At 38.2% G+C, this 23,740-nt stretch carries 25 protein-coding genes; 5 read left to right on the top strand and 20 right to left on the bottom strand.

What is annotated here, in order from left to right; genetic code table 11:
• Positions 1-103: 103 nt before the first annotated feature.
• Genes RMB06_RS07600 through RMB06_RS07590 form a run of 3 tightly spaced genes read right to left on the bottom strand, consistent with a single transcriptional unit; the run spans position 104 to position 2,863 of the window.
• Complete coding sequence (locus tag RMB06_RS07600; RefSeq protein WP_033850956.1) at positions 104-463, bottom strand: RidA family protein; 360 nt, start codon at positions 461-463, stop codon at positions 104-106.
• Between the two features lie 10 nt (positions 464-473).
• Positions 474-1,577, bottom strand: a complete 1,104-nt coding sequence (gene alr, locus RMB06_RS07595; RefSeq protein WP_033850955.1) for an alanine racemase — start codon at positions 1,575-1,577, stop codon at positions 474-476.
• A 20-nt stretch (positions 1,578-1,597) separates the two neighbouring features.
• Positions 1,598-2,863: a D-amino acid dehydrogenase gene (locus RMB06_RS07590; protein ID WP_200001901.1), complete on the bottom strand. Its 1,266-nt coding sequence runs from the start codon at positions 2,861-2,863 to the stop codon at positions 1,598-1,600.
• 136 nt (positions 2,864-2,999) lie between these two features.
• Between RMB06_RS07590 and RMB06_RS07585 the strand changes: the two genes are divergently transcribed.
• Positions 3,000-3,467 carry an Lrp/AsnC ligand binding domain-containing protein gene (locus tag RMB06_RS07585; protein WP_005804788.1) on the top strand — a complete coding sequence of 156 codons (468 nt, stop codon included), beginning with the start codon at positions 3,000-3,002 and terminating at the stop codon, positions 3,465-3,467.
• A gap of 41 nt (positions 3,468-3,508) precedes the next feature.
• Here the strand turns inward: RMB06_RS07585 and RMB06_RS07580 are convergent, their stop codons facing one another.
• Positions 3,509-4,654, bottom strand: coding sequence for a DUF1624 domain-containing protein (locus tag RMB06_RS07580; protein WP_031966913.1), 1,146 nt, complete (start codon positions 4,652-4,654; stop codon positions 3,509-3,511).
• Between the two features lie 74 nt (positions 4,655-4,728).
• On the opposite strand from RMB06_RS07580, the gene RMB06_RS07575 reads away from it, so the two are divergent.
• Positions 4,729-6,819 carry a TonB-dependent siderophore receptor gene (locus tag RMB06_RS07575; RefSeq protein ID WP_311079003.1) on the top strand — a complete coding sequence of 697 codons (2,091 nt, stop codon included), beginning with the start codon at positions 4,729-4,731 and terminating at the stop codon, positions 6,817-6,819.
• Positions 6,820-6,864: 45 nt separating this feature from the next.
• Here RMB06_RS07575 and RMB06_RS07570 read toward each other — a convergent pair whose 3' ends face one another.
• The 5 genes from RMB06_RS07570 to RMB06_RS07550 form a co-directional block, all read right to left on the bottom strand.
• The gene (locus RMB06_RS07570; protein WP_009387369.1) at positions 6,865-7,242 is read right to left on the bottom strand and encodes a nuclear transport factor 2 family protein; all 378 of its coding nucleotides are present in this window, start codon (positions 7,240-7,242) and stop codon (positions 6,865-6,867) included.
• A 28-nt stretch (positions 7,243-7,270) separates the two neighbouring features.
• Entirely contained in the window at positions 7,271-7,648 is a 378-nt protein-coding gene (locus tag RMB06_RS07565; RefSeq protein WP_005079563.1) for a ribonuclease E inhibitor RraB, read from the bottom strand.
• 126 nt (positions 7,649-7,774) lie between these two features.
• Positions 7,775-8,440 carry an RluA family pseudouridine synthase gene (locus RMB06_RS07560; protein WP_086376389.1) on the bottom strand — a complete coding sequence of 222 codons (666 nt, stop codon included), beginning with the start codon at positions 8,438-8,440 and terminating at the stop codon, positions 7,775-7,777.
• A 111-nt stretch (positions 8,441-8,551) separates the two neighbouring features.
• Complete coding sequence (locus RMB06_RS07555; RefSeq protein ID WP_016802481.1) at positions 8,552-9,253, bottom strand: DUF1003 domain-containing protein; 702 nt, start codon at positions 9,251-9,253, stop codon at positions 8,552-8,554.
• Between the two features lie 80 nt (positions 9,254-9,333).
• Positions 9,334-9,837, bottom strand: coding sequence for a DUF2867 domain-containing protein (locus tag RMB06_RS07550; protein ID WP_311079002.1), 504 nt, complete (start codon positions 9,835-9,837; stop codon positions 9,334-9,336).
• 607 nt (positions 9,838-10,444) lie between these two features.
• On the opposite strand from RMB06_RS07550, the gene RMB06_RS07545 reads away from it, so the two are divergent.
• A complete protein-coding gene (locus RMB06_RS07545; RefSeq protein WP_044102466.1) occupies positions 10,445-11,146 on the top strand; it encodes an SDR family oxidoreductase in 702 nt (233 codons plus the stop codon).
• Positions 11,147-11,232: 86 nt separating this feature from the next.
• Here RMB06_RS07545 and RMB06_RS07540 read toward each other — a convergent pair whose 3' ends face one another.
• Genes RMB06_RS07540 through RMB06_RS07515 form a run of 5 tightly spaced genes read right to left on the bottom strand, consistent with a single transcriptional unit; the run spans position 11,233 to position 16,581 of the window.
• Complete coding sequence (locus RMB06_RS07540; protein WP_311079001.1) at positions 11,233-11,709, bottom strand: hypothetical protein; 477 nt, start codon at positions 11,707-11,709, stop codon at positions 11,233-11,235.
• 25 nt (positions 11,710-11,734) lie between these two features.
• Positions 11,735-12,091: a hypothetical protein gene (locus tag RMB06_RS07535; protein WP_311079000.1), complete on the bottom strand. Its 357-nt coding sequence runs from the start codon at positions 12,089-12,091 to the stop codon at positions 11,735-11,737.
• A gap of 52 nt (positions 12,092-12,143) precedes the next feature.
• Entirely contained in the window at positions 12,144-12,659 is a 516-nt protein-coding gene (locus tag RMB06_RS07530) for a hypothetical protein (protein WP_309171384.1), read from the bottom strand.
• A 14-nt stretch (positions 12,660-12,673) separates the two neighbouring features.
• Complete coding sequence (locus RMB06_RS07520) at positions 12,674-13,792, bottom strand: hypothetical protein (RefSeq protein WP_032055683.1); 1,119 nt, start codon at positions 13,790-13,792, stop codon at positions 12,674-12,676.
• Positions 13,789-16,581 (bottom strand): type VI secretion system Vgr family protein, encoded by a 2,793-nt coding sequence (locus RMB06_RS07515; protein WP_311078999.1) that lies wholly within the window; start codon positions 16,579-16,581, stop codon positions 13,789-13,791. The genes RMB06_RS07520 and RMB06_RS07515 overlap by 4 nt, the downstream gene beginning before the upstream one ends.
• Before the next feature lie 261 nt (positions 16,582-16,842).
• Here RMB06_RS07515 and RMB06_RS07510 point away from each other — a divergent pair, with 261 nt between their 5' ends.
• Both RMB06_RS07510 and RMB06_RS07505 read left to right on the top strand, forming a co-directional pair.
• Positions 16,843-17,535: a tetratricopeptide repeat protein gene (locus RMB06_RS07510; RefSeq protein ID WP_311078998.1), complete on the top strand. Its 693-nt coding sequence runs from the start codon at positions 16,843-16,845 to the stop codon at positions 17,533-17,535.
• 673 nt (positions 17,536-18,208) lie between these two features.
• Positions 18,209-18,493 (top strand): hypothetical protein, encoded by a 285-nt coding sequence (locus tag RMB06_RS07505; protein WP_311078997.1) that lies wholly within the window; start codon positions 18,209-18,211, stop codon positions 18,491-18,493.
• Positions 18,494-18,859: 366 nt separating this feature from the next.
• Here the strand turns inward: RMB06_RS07505 and RMB06_RS07500 are convergent, their stop codons facing one another.
• The 6 genes from RMB06_RS07500 to RMB06_RS07475 all read right to left on the bottom strand — a co-directional run bounded on the left by RMB06_RS07500 (position 18,860) and on the right by RMB06_RS07475 (position 23,713).
• The gene (locus RMB06_RS07500; RefSeq protein ID WP_311078996.1) at positions 18,860-19,369 is read right to left on the bottom strand and encodes a GNAT family N-acetyltransferase; all 510 of its coding nucleotides are present in this window, start codon (positions 19,367-19,369) and stop codon (positions 18,860-18,862) included.
• Positions 19,370-19,768: 399 nt separating this feature from the next.
• Entirely contained in the window at positions 19,769-21,094 is a 1,326-nt protein-coding gene (locus tag RMB06_RS07495; protein WP_311078995.1) for a hypothetical protein, read from the bottom strand.
• A gap of 233 nt (positions 21,095-21,327) precedes the next feature.
• Positions 21,328-21,903 carry a DUF4126 domain-containing protein gene (locus tag RMB06_RS07490; RefSeq protein ID WP_311078994.1) on the bottom strand — a complete coding sequence of 192 codons (576 nt, stop codon included), beginning with the start codon at positions 21,901-21,903 and terminating at the stop codon, positions 21,328-21,330.
• A 122-nt stretch (positions 21,904-22,025) separates the two neighbouring features.
• Positions 22,026-22,160, bottom strand: coding sequence for a zinc ribbon-containing protein (locus tag RMB06_RS07485; protein WP_001983336.1), 135 nt, complete (start codon positions 22,158-22,160; stop codon positions 22,026-22,028).
• Positions 22,161-22,483: 323 nt separating this feature from the next.
• On the bottom strand, positions 22,484-23,422 hold the full coding sequence (locus RMB06_RS07480; RefSeq protein WP_262470567.1) for a restriction endonuclease: 939 nt from the start codon (positions 23,420-23,422) through the stop codon (positions 22,484-22,486).
• A 72-nt stretch (positions 23,423-23,494) separates the two neighbouring features.
• The gene (locus RMB06_RS07475) at positions 23,495-23,713 is read right to left on the bottom strand and encodes a hypothetical protein (protein WP_000350168.1); all 219 of its coding nucleotides are present in this window, start codon (positions 23,711-23,713) and stop codon (positions 23,495-23,497) included.
• Positions 23,714-23,740: the final 27 nt, after the last annotated feature.

Here is a 23,740-nt window from a genome sequence, read left to right as displayed (position 1 = left end):
CCGTATGCCATAGGCCGCTGAATCTGTTCACCAAAAATGACTGGATAAACCGTATCTATCTTCCTTCTGTTAGATACATCATCATTTTTGGAGTAAAAACGAATTACTTTTGTGCTGCCATCACGGCAATTTCAATTAACCAATCCGGATTGACCAAATCGGCCTGAATTGTGGCACGCGATGGAGCAACACACCCTTTTAACCAGTCAACCCAAATTGCATTTACGGTTGAAAAGTCAGAAAGATTTTTCAAATAGAGCTGTGCAGAGAGCAAGCGAGATTTGTCGGTATTGGCTAATGCCAAAAGTTCATCAATCGTTGCAAGAATTTCACGAGTTTGGCCTACCACGTCTTGCTCGGTATTTTTAGGTACCTGACCTGACAGATAAACTACTTTGTTAAAAACAGTCACGGCGCTCATGACTTCGTTAGTGTTAATCTTTTGTATATCTGAATTAGACATTCGGATTTCCTTATACCTGATTAATAAATTGAACACGGGCGGTGACAGCACACATCAGTTCATAGCCCACCGTACCGGATGAAACTGCGACATCATCAATAGGTAAAACGACGCCTGTACTTGATTGGCCCCAAAGCACGACTTCACTGCCGACTTTGGCACTTTCAATACCTGTTAAATCGACTGCCAACATATCCATGCTGACACGACCAATTGTGCGAGTGCGGACTGAGTCCACTAAAACAGGCGTACCTGTTGGTGAAATACGTTGATAACCATCAGCATAGCCACAAGCGACAATTCCAATCGTCATAGGCTGCTCTGCGACAAAGTTTGAGCCATAACCTACGCTTTCATTCGGCTCTAAATACTGAACGGAAATAATTTCACTGCGTAAGCTCATGGTTGGTTGCAAGCCCCAATCAGCAATACTATGCGTCGGGTAGTCTGGCGAGCTGCCATAGAGCATAATGCCGCTACGGGCATAATCTGATTTGAGCTGGTCTTGATAACGTAGAATTGCCGCACTATTACTTACCGATCTTTCACCCGGTAAATCTTTAATAATTTCTTCAAATGCAGTGATTTGATAATCAATGCCTTGCTGGCCAAAACGCTCGCCATCTGCATCAGAAAAATGCATCATGTGCGTAATCTTGGACACATTTGCCAAGTTATTTAACCGTTCCCAAGCCTGCACATAATGCTGTGGTTTAAAACCAAGACGGTTCATTCCACTATTCATTTTCAAGAAAACATCAAATTGAGCTGGATAAGGATGCTTTTCTACCCACTCAATTTGCGCTTCACTATGAATGGTGAAACTGAGTTGATATTGCACACAATCAAATAAATCTTGAGGAGAGAAAATTCCTTCGAGCAATAAAATTGGACCTGTCCAACCTAAAGCACGAATGCGTTTTGCTTCATCAAGATCAAGTAAGGCAAAGCCATCTGCTGCTTTAAACGCTTCATAAACACGTTCAATTCCGTGTCCATAAGCATTGGCTTTTACAACGGCAAAGACCTTACTGTTTGGCATAGCCTTGCGTACCACCGCCAAGTTGTTTTGTAAGGCTTGACGGTGGATGACTGCGGTAATAGGACGAGGCATGATTACTTTCCTAACGTCCGTTATGCAGCATGCGCGTGTGAATAACGCTGAATTGAAAGGCCATCGGTACTGATATCAGTCTTGTGATTCAATACGATGTCACTGATTAATTTTCCTGAACCACACGCCATCGTCCAGCCTAGAGTACCGTGACCTGTATTCAAGAACAGATTTTTAAAGCGAGTTGCGCCAATAATCGGTGTACTGTCTGGTGTCATTGGACGTAAACCAGTCCAAAAAGACGCCTGTGCCATATCGCCGCCCGGGAACAAGTCCTGAGTCACCATTTGCAATGTTGCACGGCGGTCTTCATTCAGGCCTAAGTTAAAGCCACTTAACTCAGCCATACCACCTACGCGAATACGTTGGTCAAAACGAGTAATCGCAATTTTGTAGGTTTCATCAAGCACTGTAGATTGTGGAGCAAAAGCAGGGTCAACAATTGGAATTGTCAACGAATAACCTTTCACAGGATATACAGGTAACTGTAGATCAAGTGGTTTCAAGAAATCACGTGAATAGCTACCAAATGCTAAGACATAACGATCTGCAGTTAAAACTTTACTATTGACCTGAACGCCCTTAATTTCATCGCCTTCAACAATCAATTTTTCTACATTCTGGTTGAACTGGAAGTTAACACCCAACTCCTTAGCAATTTGAGCTAAAGCATTGGTAAATAAATAACAGTCACCTGTTTCATCATTTGGTAAATGTAAACCACCAACCAGTTTATCTTGTGCATTTGCCAGCGCTGGTTCTACACGACCAAGTTCATTGCCATTTAATAATTCGTAGCTTACGCCGCATTCTTGTAGCACGCTAATGTCACGTTGAACCGCTTCCATTTGTGCTTCTTTACGGAATAACTGCAACGTGCCTTTTGCACGGTTTTCGTAATTAATGCCTGTATCTTTTCTAAGTTCACGTAAGCAGTCACGGCTATATTCAGCCACGCGCATCATACGTTCTTTGTTCACAGCATAACTTTGCGGATTACAGTTTTTTAGCATTTGAGCCATCCACTGTAATTGCCACATGCTGCCATCTAAATTAATCGCAAGCGGTGCATGGTGTTGGAACATCCATTTCACAGCTTTAAAAGGGATTCCTGGTGCTGCCCAAGGAGTAGAATACCCAGGCGAAATTTGACCTGCATTACCAAAGCTTGTTTCTTCAGCAGGACCTGACTGGCGATCGAGAACAGTAACCTCAGCTCCTTGTTGAGCTAGATAATAGGCACTTGCCACTCCAATAACGCCGCTACCTAAAACAATTACGCGCATTTCCATTCCCTCACGCACACCAGTTTATTTAACTAGTATATTTCTGCTTCAATAGTTTATTTCACTGTTTTTCAGGCTATAATCTAGGTAAATTTATGTTTTTCTCGCGAGAATTTAAAAAAAAGAGGAAATATCTATGCGCCCCTTAGATCGTATAGATCGCATGATTCTGGACATTTTGCAGCGTGAAGGACGAATTGCGATTAGTGAATTGGCATCGAGAGTTAACCTGTCGACCACCCCTTGTTCAGAGCGTGTAAAACGCCTAGAACGCGATGGCATTATCATGGGTTATTACGCTCGGCTAAACCCAGCCTTTGTGGACCGTAACCTGCTTGTCTTTTTAGAAATTAAGTTATCTGCCAAATCTGGCGATGTGTTTGATCAGGTGGCTAGAGATTTAGTCGAAATTCCTGAAGTGCTCGAATGTCACCTTATTTCTGGCGAATTTGACTACCTTGTAAAAGCGCGTTTAAAAGAAATGAGTGCATACCGCCGCTTATTAGGAGATCTGCTAAAGAAACTCCCTGCTTCGGCATCGTCACACAGTTATGTGGTTATGGAAGAAGTCAAAGAAACTCTATATCTCGATGTAAGCAAGTAAAGCGAAGCTTCATTGAATTCGCTTTACTCACGTTTTGAAAATTAGAAATATTTTAAAATCGAAATATGTTTGTTTTGATGTTTGAACTTCGAGAACCATTTAACCGCTGGGTAGAGTGCAAAAGACAACACAATCGTGATTAACCATAGCATCCACACATGATTGACCGACAAATAGTTTCCGTAGTTAGCTCCCCACACACTGAGTGCAAACACATACATGAGTTTCAACACATATAAATGCAGTAAGTAAAAGAACATAGGCACCGAGCCAAACACCACCAAGGGTTTTAGGAATGAATATTGCTGCATACGCTCAAAAGCAACAAGCGCAAGCAAGCCAATTCCAACATTCAGCAAAATAAATAATAAAGACGGTGGATACTTAGTGAGGTTAAAAAAGCTCATAAGGCTAAGTTGTAATGACTCAAAATGTTGCCACGGCTGGTCGCCATAGACATTGATAAAACGCAGTAAAACAAACAATCCAATACTTACTAAACCAAGGCTAAGTAAAGTGCGGCTTCTTTGCTTTGCTGAATATTTTGAACTAAAGAACTGACCTAGCGCATAGCCCAATAAAATCACGCCAATCCAAGGTAAAACAGGATAGCTTGTGCGAAGCTTGATGCCTGCAAACTCAAGCCAACCACGGTCATGTAAAACAAACCATATATTTTGTAAGATGCCTTGAGAGAAATGTACTGAATCTAATAAATTGTGCCCAAAAACAATAACCAAACCTGCACCCGCAAGAACAGGCAAAGGCAAACTTACACAGCAAGCCAAAACCACCATGCTAATGCCGATTGCCCAAATTACCTGTAAATAAATGACTTCGGGTGGAAAGGTAGCTGTCCAAGCAAAGTTCACCAGCGTGAGCTCAAGCCCAATCAAAAATAAGCCACGCTTTAATAAAAAAGCTCGAGTTTGCTGTAAGTCTTGTTTTTTTGATTGAAATAAAAATGCAGAAATACCGGTTAAAAGTACAAAAACCGGAGCACAGATATGTGCCAATAACCGACTACCAAATAAGGCGGGTTCAGTCACGGTCACATCCATTGGATCTATGACCTGCTTATGCAGATAGAAAGTTTCTCTTACATGGTCAAGCAGCATAATCAAGATAACTAAACCGCGTAAGGCATCAATCGACTGTAAACGCTCAATATTTTTTTCTAAAGGCATAGCGATAATCAACAAAATAATGTAACGTTATACTATTACATTTAATTCCTTTTGTCTTTTATGGCTGTTCATTTATGCAACACAAATTAGGTTTGTTGTCTTCGTTAGGACTCTCGTTTATATCGACTCTCACTTGGGCAGAAGAAACGTCAACGGTACTTGAGACCATACGTGTTCAGGCTGAAAGCACCCGGGAAAATGTGAGCCAAAATAGCTCGGCAACCAAGTTTTCTCACGATGTTTTAGATGTACCGTTTAATCGTGCTTTTCTCTCTAAACAAATGATAGAACAACAAGACGTTCAACGGATTGATGATGCATTAACTTTAGTGAGCGGAGTTTTTCATCAAAACAATTATGGGGGCGGTTTTTGGGATAATTACTCTTTCCGCGGTTTTAGTACCGATCCCAATTTAGGTGCCTCAATGATCCGCAACGGCTTGAGTGTCAACCGAGGGATTAGTGCTCCAAAAGATGTAGTAAATATTGAATCTTTAGAGTTTTTAAAAGGTCCAATGGCGGCGCTATATGGCCGCGGCGAAACAGGAGGCTTGCTTAACCTCAACAGTAAAAAACCACAATGGGAAAGTGAAAGTGAAGTTAACTTACGCGCTAATACCCAAGAACAATACCGAATTAGTCTGGAACATACCGCGCCTATAAATGATGAACTGGCCTATCGTGTAGCAGTGGCTCATGAAGATAATCAAAGCTTCCGTGATCATGTCAGCAGTGAACGCTGGTTCTTTTCACCACAGTTTACATGGAAAATTTCAGACCAAACGCAACTCGACTTTGACAGTGAATTTACAGAGCACAAAGGAACCTTTGACCGTGGGGTAAGCACAGTCAATCACCAGTTTGTGATGGACCCGAAAACCTTTACAGGTGAACCTGACGACGGCGATTTGAAAATAAAAGATTACTTTTACCAATTACGTCTTAGTCACGAGTTTAATCCTGACTGGAAACTAAATAGTGCGGTCAGCTATAAAGATGCCAAAATGGTCGGCTTTGCAACCGAACCTCGGCGTATGCAAGCCGATGGACGTACTTTAGAACGTCAACGTCGCTATCGTGACTATACAAGTGAAGATGTCCTAGCTCAGACAGAGTTACTTGGCAAGCTTGATACCTCTTGGGCTCGCCATGAAATTTTACTTTCAACCGAGCTTGGTCAACTTGACTATAAGCAAAACCAGCTTCGTCGTAATCACAGTGCTGGTATGCCAAACACAATTGATATTTACCAACCTGAATACGGCAAATATTTACCGAACCTCACTCCGTTTACCAACACCAAAGAACAGCAGCGTTACTTTGCACTTAATGTACAAGACCAGATCTTTTTTAATGATCAGTGGAGTGTGCTATTCGGCAACCGTTTTGATCAGGTCGAACAAGACTTTAAAAATCACCTGACTCAGACTGAAAGCAACCAGACCCTTCATCAAAATAGTCCGCGTTTTGGAGTAAATTTTAAAGCCTCTGACCAATGGGCGTTTTATACCAATTATGGCCGCTCATTTGCCATGAATAGTGGTATGAACCGAAATAGTCAGACTTTTGCTCCGGAAAAAGGTGAAAGCTATGAGGTCGGTACCAAATATAAAATGAATGACCAAAGTGTGCTGAGTCTCGCTTTGTTTAAAATGAAAAAGCAGAATGTACTGACGACAGATCCTATCAACAAAGACTTCCAAACCGCAGCTGGCGAAGTAAGTAGTAAAGGGATTGAGTTTGACTTAAATAGCCAAATCAATGACCGCTGGTTCGTCAATGCCAACTATAGTTATATTGATGCTCAAATTGAAAAAGACCAAGACTTGGCAAAAGGCGCTCGTCTGAGCAATGTTCCAAAACACCAAGGCTCCGTAAGCACCAATTATGAATTTCTACAAGAAGGTCCACGAAAAGCAGGTGTAGGTGCCAATCTCACTTATGTGGGTGAGCGTAGCGGGCATAATCTAGATAATGGATTTAATTTACCAAACTATACGCTGGTCAATTTAAATGGCTACTATGCCCCATCTGACCGCCTACGCTATCAGCTCAATGTGAATAATCTGTTTGATAAAACTTACTATGTCTCAAGCTATAGCGACTTATGGGTTCAACCAGGTGAACCCCTGAACGCCTCAATTTCGGCACAGTGGAAATTTTAATTCTTCCATAAATAAAAAAGCCCGAATTATTTTCGGGCTTTTTTATTAGAACATACCATTTTCATTGATGAGTGGGTCGGGCTGTACTTGCCCAATATCCCAAAACTCAGCAATTTTACCCTTTTCAAAGCGGCAAATATGAACCACGGCCAAGGTGGTTAACCCATTCATCTGCATTTCAAGTTTTGAATGCACTGCAACCAAATCGCCCTCTTCAATGACATGTTGAACATCAAAGACTTTGTTAGGCGTTTCAATTGCACTTTCACGCATCCCTTCCTTCAAAGAAGTCGCATCACCCGCATAATAAGGATTGTGATGCTTGAAGTTTGGCGCGGTGTAATTGCTATAGGCTTCATCGACTTCACCAGCTGCGGCAAGCTCTAAAAACCGTACTGCAATTTGTTTTTGAGATAAGTTCATATTTATCTCCTACTCTTTATTTTAGACCTTACTGCAACAGGTCATCTTCTTCGTCTTCCTCGAAGACGTAGGCCATACAGCCCCATCCATCATATTCGCCCTGAAATTTCTCAGCGATACTGGCAAACCATTGTTCCAAGTCAACAATATCTGAATACTCAGGTTCCATGTTAACGAAGATGGTTATCACCCATTCATTTGGCTCAACAGAATCATCTTGAAAAAGTGAAACTTTTTGTTCTTGGTAAAGCAAATAAAGTGCACATTGCTCTGCATTTTTCTGATCATGAAAAGCAATAGAAAATTCAATTTCATGCAGTTCGGTTAAATCATCCCCGTCTTCAGCCATTTGCCAAAGTACATTGCCGTTATCGTCATCTGGAAATTGTTCGTAGTCACGAGTCATAAAGTGATCCTTGTTGTTGTTGCGGTATTAATATTATTCGACATCAAGAATACCCGACTTTTATTGCAGTTTGGGTATATATTCAGTTCCCAATTGCATTAAATTAATTTTTTAATTATATAAATTTTAAAAAGGCACTTGTGACTCAATCACCACATCCGTTCCATTTAAGGGATGTTGGAAAGCCAAATATGCGGCATGTAAGGCCATGCGGTTTAAGTGAAAACGTTTAGGCTCAGGGTGATATAACTTATCCCCCATAATCGGATGTCCTATATGCATCATGTGCACACGTAACTGATGCGAACGCCCTGTTACTGGTTCAAGTAATACTCGACTTTGATCTGTTGTTTCATCATAAACCAACGGTTGAAACAACGTTTTAGCATGTTTACCTAGTTCAAAATGTACAATTTGTCTTGGGCGATTTTCCCAGTCGGTAATGAGCGGAACTTCAACACTTCCCTCTTGTGCGACTTGGCCTTGTACCAAAGCAATATAATGTTTTTTGACTGTTCTGGCCTGAAACATTTTACTTACCGCAACTTCTGCATCGCGATGTTTGGCAAACATAAGTAGGCCCGAAGTCGCCATATCTAAACGATGCGTGACCTTTGCTAAAGGAAACTTTTCCAAAACCCGTAAATAAGCGCTGTCATGATGCTCAGGTAAACGCCCCATCACCGACAACAAACCCGCAGGTTTATCAACCACAATTAAATCGTCATCTTCAAATAAAATTGAAAGCGGATCTTGTGGCGGAGCGTAAACAAAATTGTCGTTTAAAGGCATGGTCGTAGAAGCAGCAATGGAGCATGGCGGCAAATCATAAAGAAATTTCGAATCTACCGCAAAATAATCTATAACGCTCTACTCATGTTCCACGTGAAACTCAGAAAATCTTTATCGTTTTTTATTCATTTCAGCTAAAAGATCGAGCTGAATTTCTTGAATATGCGCAAGCCTTTCCCATTGATGCGATAAAAGGTGGTCCATTTTTTCATGCAAATGGCGAATTTCAAGTTCGGCTTTTAAATTAATTTGATAATCATGTTGAGAACGTAAGCGGTCTTTTGCTTCTTGGCGATTTTGGCTCATCATAATAATAGGCGCCTGAATTGCAGCTAAACATGACAATACTAAATTCAGCAAAATAAAGGGATAAGGGTCGACGGGACGTACAACCATCACCACCGTATTTAGAATAATCCAGCCTGTCAAAAATAGAGCAAAGCAAATGAGAAAAGCCCAGCTACCACCAAATGTCGCGATCTTATCTGCTAACTTTTCTCCAAATGTCCAATTCTGATCAAAGTCGGATTCGGTATTTCGGCTAATCAACTCATGGCGTTGCATACTGCCGATCACTTCATTTTCTAAATTAGATAACTCACCCTTTTCCGAGCGTAATAGCGACTGCACATATTTAATTCGATAATCTGCCAGATCAGCCCGACAAATAAAACTTGAGTAATTCCAATCTGGATAGTCTTTTAAAATTTCGTCGCTAATCACATTACGGATGACTTCACCAGACACTAGATCTTTTAAAGGAAAATTTTTCCCACAAACGGCGCACTGCCGACACTGATTTTTATTTTCCATATTATTCAGCTCTTTATTATGATAATAAGATTATTATATAAACAATTTTGGCTGATCACATCGTAAATAAAAATAGTAATCTAACCTAAAATCTGTAAAGTCGCTGGTACGATTTTTCGATGGGCAGGAATTACAGGTAGCATATACAATCGCCCAAGCCAATTTTTAATATGCACTATTGTAGTTACGGTAAGCACTTGGGTATCTTCATTTTTATAAATAGATAAAGTCACATTTAAGTGCTTATCATCATCTCCAATCACTAATTCATTTTCGGTACGTTGCCGTAAGGTAAAAATTCCAATTCGGTCGCCTGCGACATACTCATTTTCTTTTTTATTTGAATCAATCTGTTTGAAACTTCCTAAGTCTTTAAGCCCAATCTTTGAAGTAATTTTATTACGCATATTCATGCTCCACTCTACCCACTGCGGAGTGTGTTGAAATAGCTTAATAAGTTGTTGAAATATATTCAGGTCGGGCTGACCAAGCACAATACTCCACGAGTCGTGGAAGTAAGCATTGTTCAATTGAGATGAGATTTGGCTGTCGCTAGGTAAAGCAGAAAGATAAGGCTTATTCATAAATTATATTCTTGTAAAGTATCGTTTTTATTATAGAGAATTTTTTAGGGTGTCAAGGGAAAACATCTATGGTTTACTTCAACAATTATAACTTTGTAAGTTAGAACCTTATGCCTATAAACTTTTGATCTATAGCGTCCTAAGCCGAATCGAGACCTTTTGGGTGAGTACACACTAACGTTATACGTTTTGGTGCATGCTACTCTTTTCGATCCCTATCACACCCTTGAGATATAGTTTAGCCAGCACCCTGCGGGATTGTTTTTCTAAGAAAAGCGAATTTTTATTATTTTTGGGAATTTTTACAACATTAAGCCAATTTAAAAGAATTTATTCCCATTTGCACATAATTAGTTAAATTTAAATTCCACTTTATTTGTGTTTTTCGGTTTATTTTACCAAGAAATTTTTTAAGCCAAATTGGAAGTTCATTCAACAGCGCATGTTTAGCCGAATAACTCATGTAAAGCTGACTCCCTAATATCCACTTTTAAGCATTTTTATTCTTTGGGTACTATTCTTAGAGATAACTTTTGCGCTTGAATACATTATAAAAACATATTATAAACTATTTCTAACCAAATAATTGGTTTTTTGGAACTTTATAATGAACAACAATATTATAATTTTTGGTTATGGAACGGGTATTTCCAAAGCCGTAGCATATAAATTTGGTAAAGAAGGCTATAAAATCGGGTTAGTGGCACGTAATGCTGAAAAACTCGAAAAAGCCATTTTAGAACTTAAAACACAAGGTATTGAAGCTTACGCTTTTGCATGTGATTTAGCGGTTCTTGAAGATATACCAAATCTTATTAATCGTATTAAAGACCGATTAGGAGAGATTAAAAATATTCATTGGAATGCTTTCCATGATATTGAAGGCAATATCTTAAAAACCTCTCCACTAGAGCTTACTAAAAGCTTTCATATTCGTGTTTCGAGCTATATTGCGACGGTACAAGCTTGCTTAGGCGATTTAGAGAAGAACCACGGTAGCATTTTATCGACAAACGGAATTTTTGCTTTCGATGCAGTTGGTATCGACTTGGTTGCCAAAGAATATTCATCGTTAGCAACCACCGCTGCCGCTCAATACAAAGCCACCAACTTACTTGCTCATAGTCTAGCGGACTCAAATGTTTATGTGAGCCAAGTGATTGTGAATGGTTTCGTTGATGGGACATCTGGAGCACAAGATAAGACCTACACGGTACATCCAGAAACCATTGCGGAGCAGTTCTGGTACTTACACCAGCATAAGCAAGAAACTGTTTCCTTTTGTGGTGAAGCTATTCAAGCTGCTTAAACTATTTCTTATAGCAGAAGAAGCGTAATAAATTACGCTTCTCTGAAATTTTTTAATTTATAGTTCTATATCTCAGAAATATTTAATTATTTTTCATACTCTGAAGGATCAATTTTGTATTCTTTGAATAAAATTGAACGCACAGAGTCTTTTATACGTTCATCATGTTTAATAATTAAATAAATATCTTTTTTAGTCAGAGGAATTTCTTTTAGTAAATCAGGCAAGTCCTTCGACCTTATACCACTGACTTCACTAGGTTGTTTTAAGATATCTGGGTCTTGTTCTTCGAATTTAAAATCTACACCTTGTAAATTGAAATAAACCATAACCCTTCTGTTCAAAGAGTCACTATCATCATATAAAACAGTACCTTCTGGTAAAATATAATATTCTGGCAAAGTGCTATTTTTCGAATATTTACCTTCAAACGAATATATCTTTAAAGGTTTTTCTAAAACATGAATTTCGGGTGTTTTTGTACGGTTCCAGAAGTAATAATTTAATAAAGACTGTATGATGAAAATTGAAATTAGTATGGTAATTAATAAATTCTTTTTCATATCTACTTCTTATTAAAAATATCTTTTATTCTTTAACTACAAATTCATAGGTTTTAGTTAGCTTATCATCGCCTCGCCCATAAAAATATGTATTAATTATAATTTTGTATTTTCCTTTATATTTAGGAATACCTTCTATTTTTATATGATTGTATCCATCTATATCATCTACTGGAGTAATTTGGAAACCCTGATTTTCTGGAATATTAGAAGTTAATTCAAAATGTTGTTCTGAGAGTTTACCACCTGTAATTTTAATAAATTGACTATATGACTTTCCTATATAAGCTACTGGGAGCTCATGTGGTTCAATCTTGTAATCGCTACTACACCCTAAAAAACTTGTCATTAAAAACAATATTATTAAGTTTTTAAAGTTCATCTTTATTTCTCTAGATTTCGGGCATAATTATAGCCAACCCATCCTAAATCTTTTAAAAAATTTTCCACCATTGCTTGTTTTTTCTCTGCTCTTCCGCATCTTTGATAGCTTTATTAATATTAGCTTCTATTTTATCTTTATTATTATCCCATATCTTATTTAATACCTGCTCAAGATCTTCTCTGCTCCATAAATGAAATAAGCCACTGCTTTCACCCATTGCTTCTATAATTTTTTCATGAACTTTCTGGTTATCATAATTTTTTATTTTTTTATTAAACATATCAACAACCAAATCATTGATATTTGGCTTTATGTCATTATAAAAATCTATTGTCGTATGATCTTCTAAATTATCATCTTGTATAACCCATTTAGGTACAGGTAAATACAGATTAGTAACAATGATTTCTATCCGTATAATATTTTTATAATACATAGTCCGCTGCGTACCATTAAATCGAATTGCTATTATTTTTTCTTCATCCCAAGATAATTCTTTCGTTAAATATGGAGAAGATTTTTCCTCTTTATGATTACTTTCTTGTTTAAAAAAATTAAATAGCATTGTTTTACCTCTTTTTAAAATACAGTCCAAGCAGTAAATGCTTCTAATTCTTTATCAAATGCATCTACCAGTTGATATGCAGCAATCCCCCCAATTGCGCCACCAATGAGGATACCAATACCAGAACATATAGGTGATCCTGGACCACAAATTCCTCCTGCTATTGCTCCACCTGCCGCACCTCCTGCAATACCAGCACCAATAGAGGCGCCTTGTCTGTAAATTTCTTTTTCTTTATTTTCCGCGTTATAGATTTCATAACCTGCATAAGCAACAGAAAAAACTACAATTGCTCTTCCCCCCCATTTCATAAATGAGATTTTAGAATTAAACCCAGCATTCGTTTTCCCTGAACCTTTTAATATGCTGTAAAACACTCGGTTCTTTTGTGAATCATTAAGCGATTTAAAAATAGGGTTTCCTTGTTTTGCAGATGCCTTAACATAACTATCTATCGCACTACGCCCCTTACTTTTAAGCTCATCAAACAATTTGGGATTTTTCTCTTGTAATGCATAGTACTCCATGAATTCATCCATTGTTTTTGTGAGCAGTTTTTCTTTTTCTGCTATAGCACGCCCCACTGGTGAATTACGTTTTCGAATACCTTCTAATATTTCATTTCTTAAACTCGTTGCCTCTGAGGTCGCCTCTTTTACTGTCATCTTTCCTTCTTTGACTAACTGAAGGTAGCGGTCACTCATCTTTTTCACTTCACGGATATAAATTTCACGTAGATGAGAATCATGAGCTAGGAAATTATTTCCAAAATAAACAGCAGTACCATTTAAACTATCTAATGCTATTTCCAGTTCATTTTTTACTTTAACAGGTACTTTATTAGTATCAGCCTGTTTTGTTGAGCCACTCGTTGTTTTTAATTGAAAAGTGGATTTATTAAACTCTCCATTTTCCAATGCAGGAACACGAATTCTCGCGAGCTTAGAATTATTTAAAATGAGTTCAACAAAAATTAGATCCAACTTGTTGCATGGATAAACTCTCGTACATCCATTCGCATCAAGCTTGCCTCCATAGTTCTGTTTTGTTGTTGTATTTGTAAAAGTATAATTTAGCTTAGTCAGAATTTCTTTATTGTCGCAAAATACCTTTAAACGAGCAGTATAAGTCACTCCTTTTCCTCCATAGCTTCTACATCATACTTATGAACCATGAGGGTAAATTTTTCTTCTTTATCTGACGAAGCGACACGCACAATTCCGTCTTTTGGAACACTACCAGTTCTAATATTACCTTGAGAGTCTATAAGGCTATATGTTGGTAAGCTTTCTAATGCCACATTATCAAGTTTATGACGAACATCAAATTCCAATATATACTTTCCATTAGGTGATGAGGGAAGATTAGGAAGATCGGTTGTTACTGTTTGACTGCCACTAAATTTATGCTGTCCAGCCTTCACTTCAAACTTACCACCTGTGGTCATAAAAATGCCTGAACCGGTAATTTTGACTTGAGAACCGCCTGCGGTGAGTACAATTTCTTTGGCTGCGGTCGCTTCGATTTTGTCTTCAGTCGAAATCACCTGAACAGCTTTACGGGCAATCAAATCTGCTCCATCGCCTTGCGCTTGTATCTCGACTTTGCCTTTGCCTGCATAGAGTCTTGCCCCTTCTTGAGCTGCAAAAAGACTAATTTTATTTTGGGCATGTGCAATCAGGTTCTTTTGGGTAGACAGATTAATGCTGTCTCCAGCAGTTTGGTTTAGCTGCCCATCTGCGGTTAAGTGAATGTCTTCGTTACTACTCAACGCGACACTATTCGGACTTGCCAGCAGCATAATCGCTTCTTTAAAGGTTTTGGCTTTTGCGTTGTCTTGCTGCTCAAGTTTTTCAATAAAAGATTTTAGGTTTTCTAAATTTTCTAAAGGGTCAGTTTGCTGATTTTTGGCAACTTCACTGAGTGCTTTGGCATTGTTGAGGCCGCCTTCTATTTGTTGCTTAGCCTCATTTGCATCAAGGTGTACACCTTGAGCTTGATCCTGTTTGTGGGTACTAACGAGTAAACCACTGCCAGCTCTTACTGCGCCCCACTGGTCTGTTCTTAGTTCGAAGCCTTCACCACGACCTTCACTCTCCGCCTTATCTTTTGGATGGCTTAAGTTACCCAAGTTGAGCTGGCTTGCCGCATGACTACTTTGTAGCTGGGCACTGATTTGCCCTGTCGTGTCATCAAAACGTAGCTGGTTAAAGCCTTTACCGTCGACTTCTTCTGAGCGGATGCCGCTGAGTTTTTTAGTGTCAGGTAGCTGGCCTTTTTGGTCAAACTGCGTTGGGTGACGTTCGGCTTCATGAATACGTCCGACTACAAATGGGCGGTCAATATTGCCGTCAAAGAAGTCGATGACCACGATCTCACCTACGCGAGGCAAGAAGCGTGCGCCATAACCGGCGCCCGCCCACGGGGTCAGCACATCTACCCAAGCCGAGTCAGTGTCATTGTCGTTACTTCCTGCCCCACCATCATGGCTATGGTCGTCAGCTCGGGTAAACAGGAATCGGACTTTAATGCGGCCCCACTGGTCGACATGGATGCTTTCGCCTTCTAGCCCCACCACTTTAGCGCGCTGCGGATGAGCAGCTGGTCGGTGTTCTAGCGGGTTATATTCAGGCACAGCTTTAATATTTCGTCGAACAACGCTCAGCTCAGCATAGTGGCGCTGTTCAGGGTTTTGGCTGTCGAGTTGGGCTGCCTTGAGCTTATCTTTTGGTAATAGTCGCTCAAGTTGCTGTTGTAATTCTTTCGGTAAATTATTTTGGTTATAGTAGTGCTTGCTTAAGATTAAGAATTCTTTATCGGCACTGTCATGTTGATCAAGTTCTGAGTGATCATTGAGTTCAAACCAGTAACCGACCTGTGCATCCCGAACGTTACCAGCAACGGTAAATTGTTTAGAACTCAGGTGATGATAAGCATTCATGTGCTGGTTAAGCTGTTCAATCTGGCTATTGCCTGAAGCTGTAGCTTGGTCTTCGCCTTTTAGGTCCTGCATCCAGGCTGGGCTAATGTGCCATGCGTCTTCAAGATTTAGGCTGGCATTGTCATAGTGTTCGCTGTGCTTTTGTGTGCCTTGTACGCTACCGCTGCCTTCTTCTTGTTGCAGCGCATCTGCTTGCCAGCGTTGCACATGAACCGAAGTTGGTTGTAAACGGCGCTCTGCCTTGACTTGGGTAATGGTATCAAACTGCTCTGTGGCACTGCTGCGCTGGTAGCGTAGGCTTCGACGTTCAAGGGCCTGATAATTTTGGTTATCGTCAATTAAACGTAACACTTGTGGTTGAATGGAAGCCTTCGGATCAGCGACCAAAAGCTGTGATTCATCGACCAGCCAGTTGATGCCTTCGCTACGCCACAAACGGGTTAAAAAGTCATAATCGCTTTCGTTTGACTGCATCACAAATGGACGCACATCGTAATCTTTGGTTAAGCCTGCCGTGTCGAGCGTTAGACTTGAGGCAAACAATGGGCTTTTGCCTTGCCATTCTTTAAACAGAATTTCGCTAATATCACGCACGCTTTTATTCATAAACACGCGGCTATTACGGCGCTTATGCCAGAGTGCAGTTGGGTCTTTTAAAGTAAGGTTATAAATGGTGAGTGAGCCGTCGCTTTGCCCTTGGCTCGCTTCGGTAATAATTCCTGTTGTTCTAAAGAACTGGCCTGTGTCAGTGACTTGATCTACGGCAACCTGACAGCCAATAAATTGTTTTAATGCAATATGCGCGTTTGTCGACAGACACAGTAACTCAGCAACGCTACCTTGGTTGAGGGTATGTTCACCCTCAATGCGTTGCAAGAAAACTTGCTGATTTAAAGACTGATTTGAGAATTGGATATGAACAGCGCGATTTTGTGAAACAAGGCCTAAACGCTCCAATATACTCGACACACTCATCTGCATTTTTATTATCAATCAAACTTATATTTAGGCCGCATTTTAATTAAAAAAAGACTAATCTGTCTATCTATACTCATTTTCAAAATGTAACTAGTCTAAATATGCAGTTTTAGGTTAATTTCTTATTAAATAGGTATTTAAACCGTAAAATCAGATCATTTTAAAGCGTTATAAACCAACCAAACATATTTAATATTTTTCTTTTATATTCAAATAGATATTAAAGAAAGCAACTACTCAAATTAATAAAATTCAGGATAAGATATGAAAATAAAAAAGTCTGCTTTTTATATATTTACGGTGATTTTCTCACTTCATTCTTCAGCATTTGCTGAACCGAGTGTGGCCGATATTCAATATCGTGCAGAACAAGGGCAAGCTGTTGCTCAATATCATCTGGGGATGATGCTTTTAAGCGGCGAACAAGGTGTGGTTAAAAATTATGAACAAGCGTTTAAATGGTTAACTGCGGCTGACCAAAATGGAAGCGTGGGGGCAAAATATAGTTTAGGAATGCTGTATTACACAGGTACGAGCGTCGAAAAAGATGCCAAGCGCGCTTTTGATTATTTCACCAAGGCTGCGGCCAAGGGCCATGCTAAAGCGCAATATAACTTAGGGGTTTTATACGACAGAGGTGAAGGAACTGCGCAAAATTATGTGCAGGCGTTTGAATGGTTTAGTCGTGCTGCCGAGCAAGGCTATCCACCCGCAGAATATAATTTAGCTCATCTATATAAAAAAGGTCACGGCGTTTCACAAAGTGATGAGCAAGCCCTTAAGTGGTACACCAAAGCGGCTGAGCATAATGAAAGCGATGCTCAGTACAACTTGGCCCAGATGTATTTAAATGGTGAAGGCACGCCGAAAAACCTACAACTGGCAAAGAAATGGTTTCAGCAAGCTGCCGATGCAGGTGATTCGGATGCTAAAGAAATGCTTAAAAGTTTAGAATAGGCAGCTATCTCTATAATATTTTATTTATAAGATAATGAATCTCTACTATTAACAACATTACACTTACAACTTATTTTATTATTTATTTTTTCTAATTAAATATAAATATTAATCCTATTATTTTAAAAATACATTTATTTTTTATTATTAAATCAAAAATATTTTAAATATTAAATTGACGTAATTAAAATCACCGATTATTATCTCGTTGCTGGCCTACATTGCCAGACGGTTTTGACAGACCGTAACTCGTAGCGGGTTATAGTTCTACTATAATTCGTTAGACCCTTGCGTCCCCTTTTCTTTGCGGTAGGACGGGAGGGGGACGCCCCGTGCGTGCTGGTTCTACGAGTCCAGTCTGTCAACCCCCTTTCGTTCTACCACCATAAATTAATTCGCGGTAATCTGGTGGTAGGACTCCATAAATTATAAGGAGTTGACCATGACATTTTTCAAACTTATTCCCTCTCCTGCTTAATCATTTTATTTATTTAAAATTTAGGTTTTCTATTGCCTAGTTTTTTAAATTTATAAATTATTTTTATTTTAAAAATTTAATTATTTTATTTTCCTATAATTATGGGAGGATTAATTATTACCTAAAATTATTTTAAATCTTAAAACTAATTATATTTTTATTCTACTCATAGATATAAATTATTATGAGAATAATATGACAATTTATAAATCTATTATAGCTTTAAGTTTGGTTGTAGCGAGCTTGGGAATTTCGGGTTGTAACTTACACACTCAGCAGGAGTTTGAAAAAATTTGCCTGTCGGGTGGACACACTAAGACCAGTTGTGGATGTATTTATCAGCGGCTTGAACAAACCTACTCACTCAAGCTGATGCAGCAGCTAGAACATGTCAGTTTGCAAAGTCCTGTTCTCCCACGGGACTTTGCCCCTACTTTCTTTAGCGTCATGCAGCGGTGTGACAAAAGTAGTCTGGGCTAAGCGTTTGGCTTAGCTCTTTATCTCTGTGTTGCAATGGTTTATTACTTTAAATCAGCGCAAAAGATTAAAGTCTGTTGCGGCACAGGGGCCTAAAGTTGAATTCAAAATAATATATATCGAAAGCGATCTTGTACGTTTTTTCCTACAAGCTTTTAAGGATTTTGCGGATTGGCGACACCCTGCTTTTTTCCTAATATGAACTCATACAGGAACAGGATGTTCCGGAACATAAAACAACAATAATAGGTTCAAGCACCAGGAGCGTGAGATACGACAGGAGTCATATCTAGCAACCAAATACGAAAAAGCTCGACAGGATGTCGGGCTTTTTTTATTGCCATTTAAAAATAACCTAAAAGAAAATTCTTATATTGTTTTATGCACAACATACCTTTGCACTACTTGGTTGAGAGTAATTTCAGAGTGAAGGCGGCCATTATTTGCTTGAATGGTATTTGCAGAAGCTAAATTAGATTTATAACAATGTATATGTAATTCTGTTAGGCCTAACTTCCATGCCTCCTGAATTGTAAGCTCTAACAATTTCGAGCCAAAATTCTGTCCACGTTTAGAGGGACGAATACCTAAACCAATATGCCCACCGCAATATTCAATCTGTTCATTGAGTTTAAGTCGCAAGTTAGACGCGCCAATAATTTCATTACCTTCTACTAACCAATATGTAATGTTGGGAACATGCCCTTCTTCTAGGGATTCCCCTTTTTCATAATCTCTTAGTTTATTCAAAAATGATTCAAAATTTGTATGGTCAAACTCCGTTGTCAAAGGGTGACGATCTTCATCTGCTAATTCATTAATATAGTTGTTATAGCTTTCTTTAAATCTTAAATGAGGTTTTACCAACATAACGGTCATTTATTTATTACTCCCGATAAAATTGTTCTTTTTACAACCAAACTTAAACATAACATATTGTTATCAATAGCAACTCTTATTCTTCTCAACATCTCAAATGATTAGATATAAAAGTAAGCCCCCTCTATTCGCCCCCCGTTGTAACTACAAAATGCCCCATACCATGTTTCAATGTACGTTTTATCCTACAAACTTTTAGGGATTTTGCGGATTGGCGACTTACCACTTTTTTCCTAATATGAACTCATACAGGAACAGGATGTTCCGGAACATAAAACAACAATAATAGGTTCAAGCACCAGGAGCGTGAGATACGACAGGAGTCATATCTAGTACCCAAATACGAAAAAGCCCAACAGGATGTTGGGCTTTTTTATTACGTATAGAGAAGATATAAATTTAATATTGAGATTTAAATTTACTAAAAATAGGTTTAACGCTATCAGGCACACTATCTAAATTAATTAAATCAAGTACATACCCAAATCTTCTTTTACAGGAAGGAACATTTTCAATTCTGTAACCCAATATTACATTTGGCGTCTGAGCAAGTTTAAATAGAAAACTTATTTCTAATGGAGAAAAGTTTCTAATCATATTCTCATAAAATGGTATTGCTGCATTTGAAACTCCGTATCCATTTCCAATGTAACAACATACAATATGATGTACATACAGTTCTTGGATTGTAGAAGGGACACTATGCTGCTGAGTAATCTCATATACTCTTTCTGCAAAAGGAGGTTCATTATAAAAATTATTAGTAGCTCCATGGACTTGATAAAGTCGTTCTATTGCCCGATGGAATAAACTATGTAATTCAGAACTATCCAACAAACCTAATAAACTTAATAATTCAAAGAACTTTAAAGAGGCTTTATGTTTGTCCTCATCTCCTTTTGCCTTATAAGAATTATGATTTGTGATCAAATCCGATTTTAATTGTGATGTAAATTGCTCCTTGACTGAAATACATAGATTTATAATATTTTGCCTAGTTGTTTCCGAACTATTAGCATCACAATACATACCATGCATCATTTTCACTAAAATAGTCCTTTGAGCATCATATGTTTGACTAAGGGAACTTATCCAATGTGCTTTTTGAAGTTCTGAATATGCTCCGCATTTTAATGTATCAATAAATTCTTTTAAAACAACTCCTGTATGTTGTGTCGGATTCGCTAAAGCATATTGAATACAACGATTTGAGAATGCTAAAAGCTCTGTCTCATCAATCATTCCCACACTAGGATGTGCAGCAGAATAATTATTTCTGGTAGATCTAGCTTGTGATAAAAAGAAATAAGCCTGTTCATCTAAGATATTCAATTGAAAGCATATATCTAATAGCTCACTGTCTTGCAAATCAAGAAGATGCTTTTCTTCAAAATCTTTTTGTAAAATCTGAGCTACCACATTCAAACCAAAAGATTTTACTTTTTCTCTTAGGCTCAAAATAGCTGCATTCCAAACATAATTTATAGCACTGTCAAATAATCCAACGCTCACTGCTATACACATTCGGGCTATAAGTTCGTTTCTGTACTCTAGAGGAATATTCTTGAGTTGCCTAGGTAAATTGGCCCATGAATACTCAATAGCCTCATCACTAGCTAGAATACTTCTAGGAATATTTAAAGAAGGTAATAGAGTATTTATTCCAACTATTGTAGAAGTTGTAATATTAGGTAAATTAACAACAGGATTAGCATTATTCGTCATCTACTGCCCCTAAATATAATAAATAAGTTTAAAATTCCCTTTAAATAAAAATTTCTTATAAGGCATTTAGTCTAAAAATCACTGCCTATTACCCTTACTATTATTGAAATAATATTTAAAGCTGAGTCGTTTTTTAAAATATGACCTTTTAAAATAAACTTCAACTAGTTATAGACTAAATATTCAAATAGATATCATTAAAAATCTTGGGTAATGAAAGCCACATTTATAATTTACAACGGACTATGCACCTGTTCTTGCTTTTTCTGGCGAATCCAACGTACCACCCAAATAACTGCAATCAGCACCACTATTGCCACAAGCGCAGGCACTAACATGGCAGAAACCGAAAGTAAGATTGCCCCAATCCACTCCCCTGTTGCAACGACAAAATTACCCAAGCCACCCGTAGTTGCAGTTGAAACACCACGTGCAGCAACGGTACTCATTTGCACCACACCAGCCGTACCACCGCCCACAATAATCGCTGCCGCCCAACTGGCAAACTGAGACATTTCTCCGCTGCTAACCGCCATTGTCGCTAACGTACCCGCGATCATCGCCGCAGGAGTCGCGACTGTGTCTAAGGCATTATCAACCCAAGGAATATAATAAGCTGCAACTTCACACACCGTTGCCACGCCTAAAGCCAAACACACCGATGGCAGAGCTAACCACTCAAAGCCCTTCGATGGCTCAAACCATCCCATCATGGTGGCAATGCTCATGACCAGTAGCGGCACAAACACGCGAAAACCGCAGGCAGCACTCAGCCCCACGCCAATACATAAACCCAATATTGTTTCCATAACGGTTTCCTTTTCATGCCCATCACGGGTCTTGTTATGTAAGTCTTATTTTTAAATTAACAAAAAGCCCCATCAGGTGACAGGGCTTTTTGTTAAATGCGAACGCAAATATTATTTCATTCTTAACGTTTAAATTGTGTGCAGTAGCATTTCGTGCAAGGTGGTAAAGGGTCGGTATTAATTTCTAAAAACACTCTATGACCGCACTGAGCACAGAAGTAGAAGCCTGTTCCGGGTTTTTCGCCAGCTGTTACCATGATTACATTCCTATAATCGTATATATATTAAACAGGAATATAACCCACTTAAAGTGAATGTCAATTGTCCATTTCGCCCGATGATGATGGCATAAATGCAAAAAATGTTATTTGTACGATTTATCTTACATAGATTTAGGGATTTAGCCGATTGGCTATCTTCTGCTTTTTTTCTAATATGAACTCATACAGGAACAGGATGTTCCGGAACATAAAACAACAATAATAGGTTCATGCATCAGGATCGTGAGATACGACAGGAGTCATATCTAGCAACCAAATACGAAAAAGCCCAACAGGATGTTGGGCTTTTTTTTATTGATCTAAGATAATTGCGGAACTTCGATTAAGTTAACCGTAAATAAATTTAGAATATCTTCTCTGTCCATAAAGATTATTTGACTTCTCTTATTAGCATCAAGTTTATTTCCCAACCAATTTCTTGCTGCTTTAGTAATTTCTCCACCTGCAATGATATAAGCATGATCAACTAAAACTCTTTTATTTGTTTCAGGATCAAAAATCTCATGTCCTAACATCATTGTAGTTTGGTTATAAATTTCAGCAATATTATGATTCCCTGCTTTAGTCATTCCAGAAGAATCTAATTTTCCTTTCTTAACTTGTATCCCAAAATAAATTATATGTTGGGTGGGCAGCGTAAATTTCATCCAAATATCTTTTCCATATTCTAAAGCTTTGTCTTTATGTCCAGCTACCGTGATTCTTTGAAAACCCAATATTCTAAATAAAGGTAATAAAATTTTTTCAATTAACTCATCTTCTGAACATCTCTCTAAAAAGTTTATAAGTAATTCTCTTTTCTTTAGCTCATCTTCTGTGAATGGTCTATGTGGATTTTCACTTGGTTTTATTAAATTATTGGTTCTTATATTTCTTACATATAAAATATTATCGTTTCCATAAAAAGCTTCAAATCCCTCCCGACTTAATGGTTTATTCAATTCCATTAATGCATTTATTCTTTCAGGATCATCTTCTGTTGCATCAGACTTATACATTAATATCCTAAGCAGATTGATAAATTTCTCAGGTAAAGAGTCTTTTGCACACGGTTCTTCCAATAATTCCTTTAATCTTTCTGCTGTCCACCACCATCTAGTACTCCCATCATGTACATAAGGTAAATCACATTCATCAAAAAACTGTGTAATATAAAAACTACTTCTATAAGGAAAATATTGCCTGTCACCCACAATACAGTCTGCAATATCTTTTAAGTTTCTATCTCTAAACCTCATAAAAGCCTCTAAAAAAATAAAGAAACCTACTTTAAAGTAGGCTCTTTTTTAAAGAATATCAATAATTTTCAATTAAGTAGTATGGCACGCGTTTGCACACCAGTAACAACCATTTATTCTATTATTCGGCCAATTCGATTTAGCTTGAGCTACTGCTTGTTGGCAATTAACAAAATTACCTATTGAGACTTGATTTTCTATACTTGGTAAATAATTACATCCTTTCGTAGCATTATGTACTTCGTGATCTCCATTATATTGTGGATTTTTATTGATAATATAATGATCCATTGTTTACCCCCATATTTATAAAGTTAA

The sequence above is a fragment of the Acinetobacter sp. V104_13 genome (assembly GCF_031798995.1).
Taxonomy (GTDB): Bacteria; Pseudomonadota; Gammaproteobacteria; order Pseudomonadales; family Moraxellaceae; genus Acinetobacter; species Acinetobacter pittii.
Note: the sequence above shows the minus strand (reverse complement) of the source record. Positions and strands in the feature narration are given on the sequence as shown.

Bases quoted from the DNA above. Each gene is read 5' to 3' on its own strand.
- RMB06_RS07535 (WP_311079000.1), bottom strand. From the start codon at position 12,091: ATGAACTTTAAAAACTTAATAATATTGTTTTTAATGACAAGTTTTTTA.
- RMB06_RS07530 (WP_309171384.1), bottom strand. From the start codon at position 12,659: ATGCTATTTAATTTTTTTAAACAAGAAAGTAATCATAAAGAGGAAAAA.
- RMB06_RS07555 (WP_016802481.1), bottom strand. From the start codon at position 9,253: ATGGAAAATAAAAATCAGTGTCGGCAGTGCGCCGTTTGTGGGAAAAAT.
- alr (WP_033850955.1), bottom strand. From the start codon at position 1,577: ATGCCTCGTCCTATTACCGCAGTCATCCACCGTCAAGCCTTACAAAAC.
- RMB06_RS07545 (WP_044102466.1), top strand. From the start codon at position 10,445: ATGAACAACAATATTATAATTTTTGGTTATGGAACGGGTATTTCCAAA.
- RMB06_RS07600 (WP_033850956.1), bottom strand. From the start codon at position 463: ATGTCTAATTCAGATATACAAAAGATTAACACTAACGAAGTCATGAGC.
- RMB06_RS07570 (WP_009387369.1), bottom strand. From the start codon at position 7,242: ATGAACTTATCTCAAAAACAAATTGCAGTACGGTTTTTAGAGCTTGCC.
- RMB06_RS07560 (WP_086376389.1), bottom strand. From the start codon at position 8,440: ATGCCTTTAAACGACAATTTTGTTTACGCTCCGCCACAAGATCCGCTT.
- RMB06_RS07585 (WP_005804788.1), top strand. From the start codon at position 3,000: ATGCGCCCCTTAGATCGTATAGATCGCATGATTCTGGACATTTTGCAG.
- RMB06_RS07480 (WP_262470567.1), bottom strand. From the start codon at position 23,422: ATGAGGTTTAGAGATAGAAACTTAAAAGATATTGCAGACTGTATTGTG.
- RMB06_RS07500 (WP_311078996.1), bottom strand. From the start codon at position 19,369: ATGACCGTTATGTTGGTAAAACCTCATTTAAGATTTAAAGAAAGCTAT.
- RMB06_RS07580 (WP_031966913.1), bottom strand. From the start codon at position 4,654: ATGCCTTTAGAAAAAAATATTGAGCGTTTACAGTCGATTGATGCCTTA.
- RMB06_RS07540 (WP_311079001.1), bottom strand. From the start codon at position 11,709: ATGAAAAAGAATTTATTAATTACCATACTAATTTCAATTTTCATCATA.
- RMB06_RS07495 (WP_311078995.1), bottom strand. From the start codon at position 21,094: ATGACGAATAATGCTAATCCTGTTGTTAATTTACCTAATATTACAACT.
- RMB06_RS07590 (WP_200001901.1), bottom strand. From the start codon at position 2,863: ATGCGCGTAATTGTTTTAGGTAGCGGCGTTATTGGAGTGGCAAGTGCC.
- RMB06_RS07490 (WP_311078994.1), bottom strand. From the start codon at position 21,903: ATGGAAACAATATTGGGTTTATGTATTGGCGTGGGGCTGAGTGCTGCC.
- RMB06_RS07575 (WP_311079003.1), top strand. From the start codon at position 4,729: ATGCAACACAAATTAGGTTTGTTGTCTTCGTTAGGACTCTCGTTTATA.
- RMB06_RS07510 (WP_311078998.1), top strand. From the start codon at position 16,843: ATGAAAATAAAAAAGTCTGCTTTTTATATATTTACGGTGATTTTCTCA.
- RMB06_RS07485 (WP_001983336.1), bottom strand. From the start codon at position 22,160: ATGGTAACAGCTGGCGAAAAACCCGGAACAGGCTTCTACTTCTGTGCT.
- RMB06_RS07565 (WP_005079563.1), bottom strand. From the start codon at position 7,648: ATGACTCGTGACTACGAACAATTTCCAGATGACGATAACGGCAATGTA.
- RMB06_RS07505 (WP_311078997.1), top strand. From the start codon at position 18,209: ATGACAATTTATAAATCTATTATAGCTTTAAGTTTGGTTGTAGCGAGC.
- RMB06_RS07475 (WP_000350168.1), bottom strand. From the start codon at position 23,713: ATGGATCATTATATTATCAATAAAAATCCACAATATAATGGAGATCAC.
- RMB06_RS07550 (WP_311079002.1), bottom strand. From the start codon at position 9,837: ATGAATAAGCCTTATCTTTCTGCTTTACCTAGCGACAGCCAAATCTCA.
- RMB06_RS07515 (WP_311078999.1), bottom strand. From the start codon at position 16,581: ATGCAGATGAGTGTGTCGAGTATATTGGAGCGTTTAGGCCTTGTTTCA.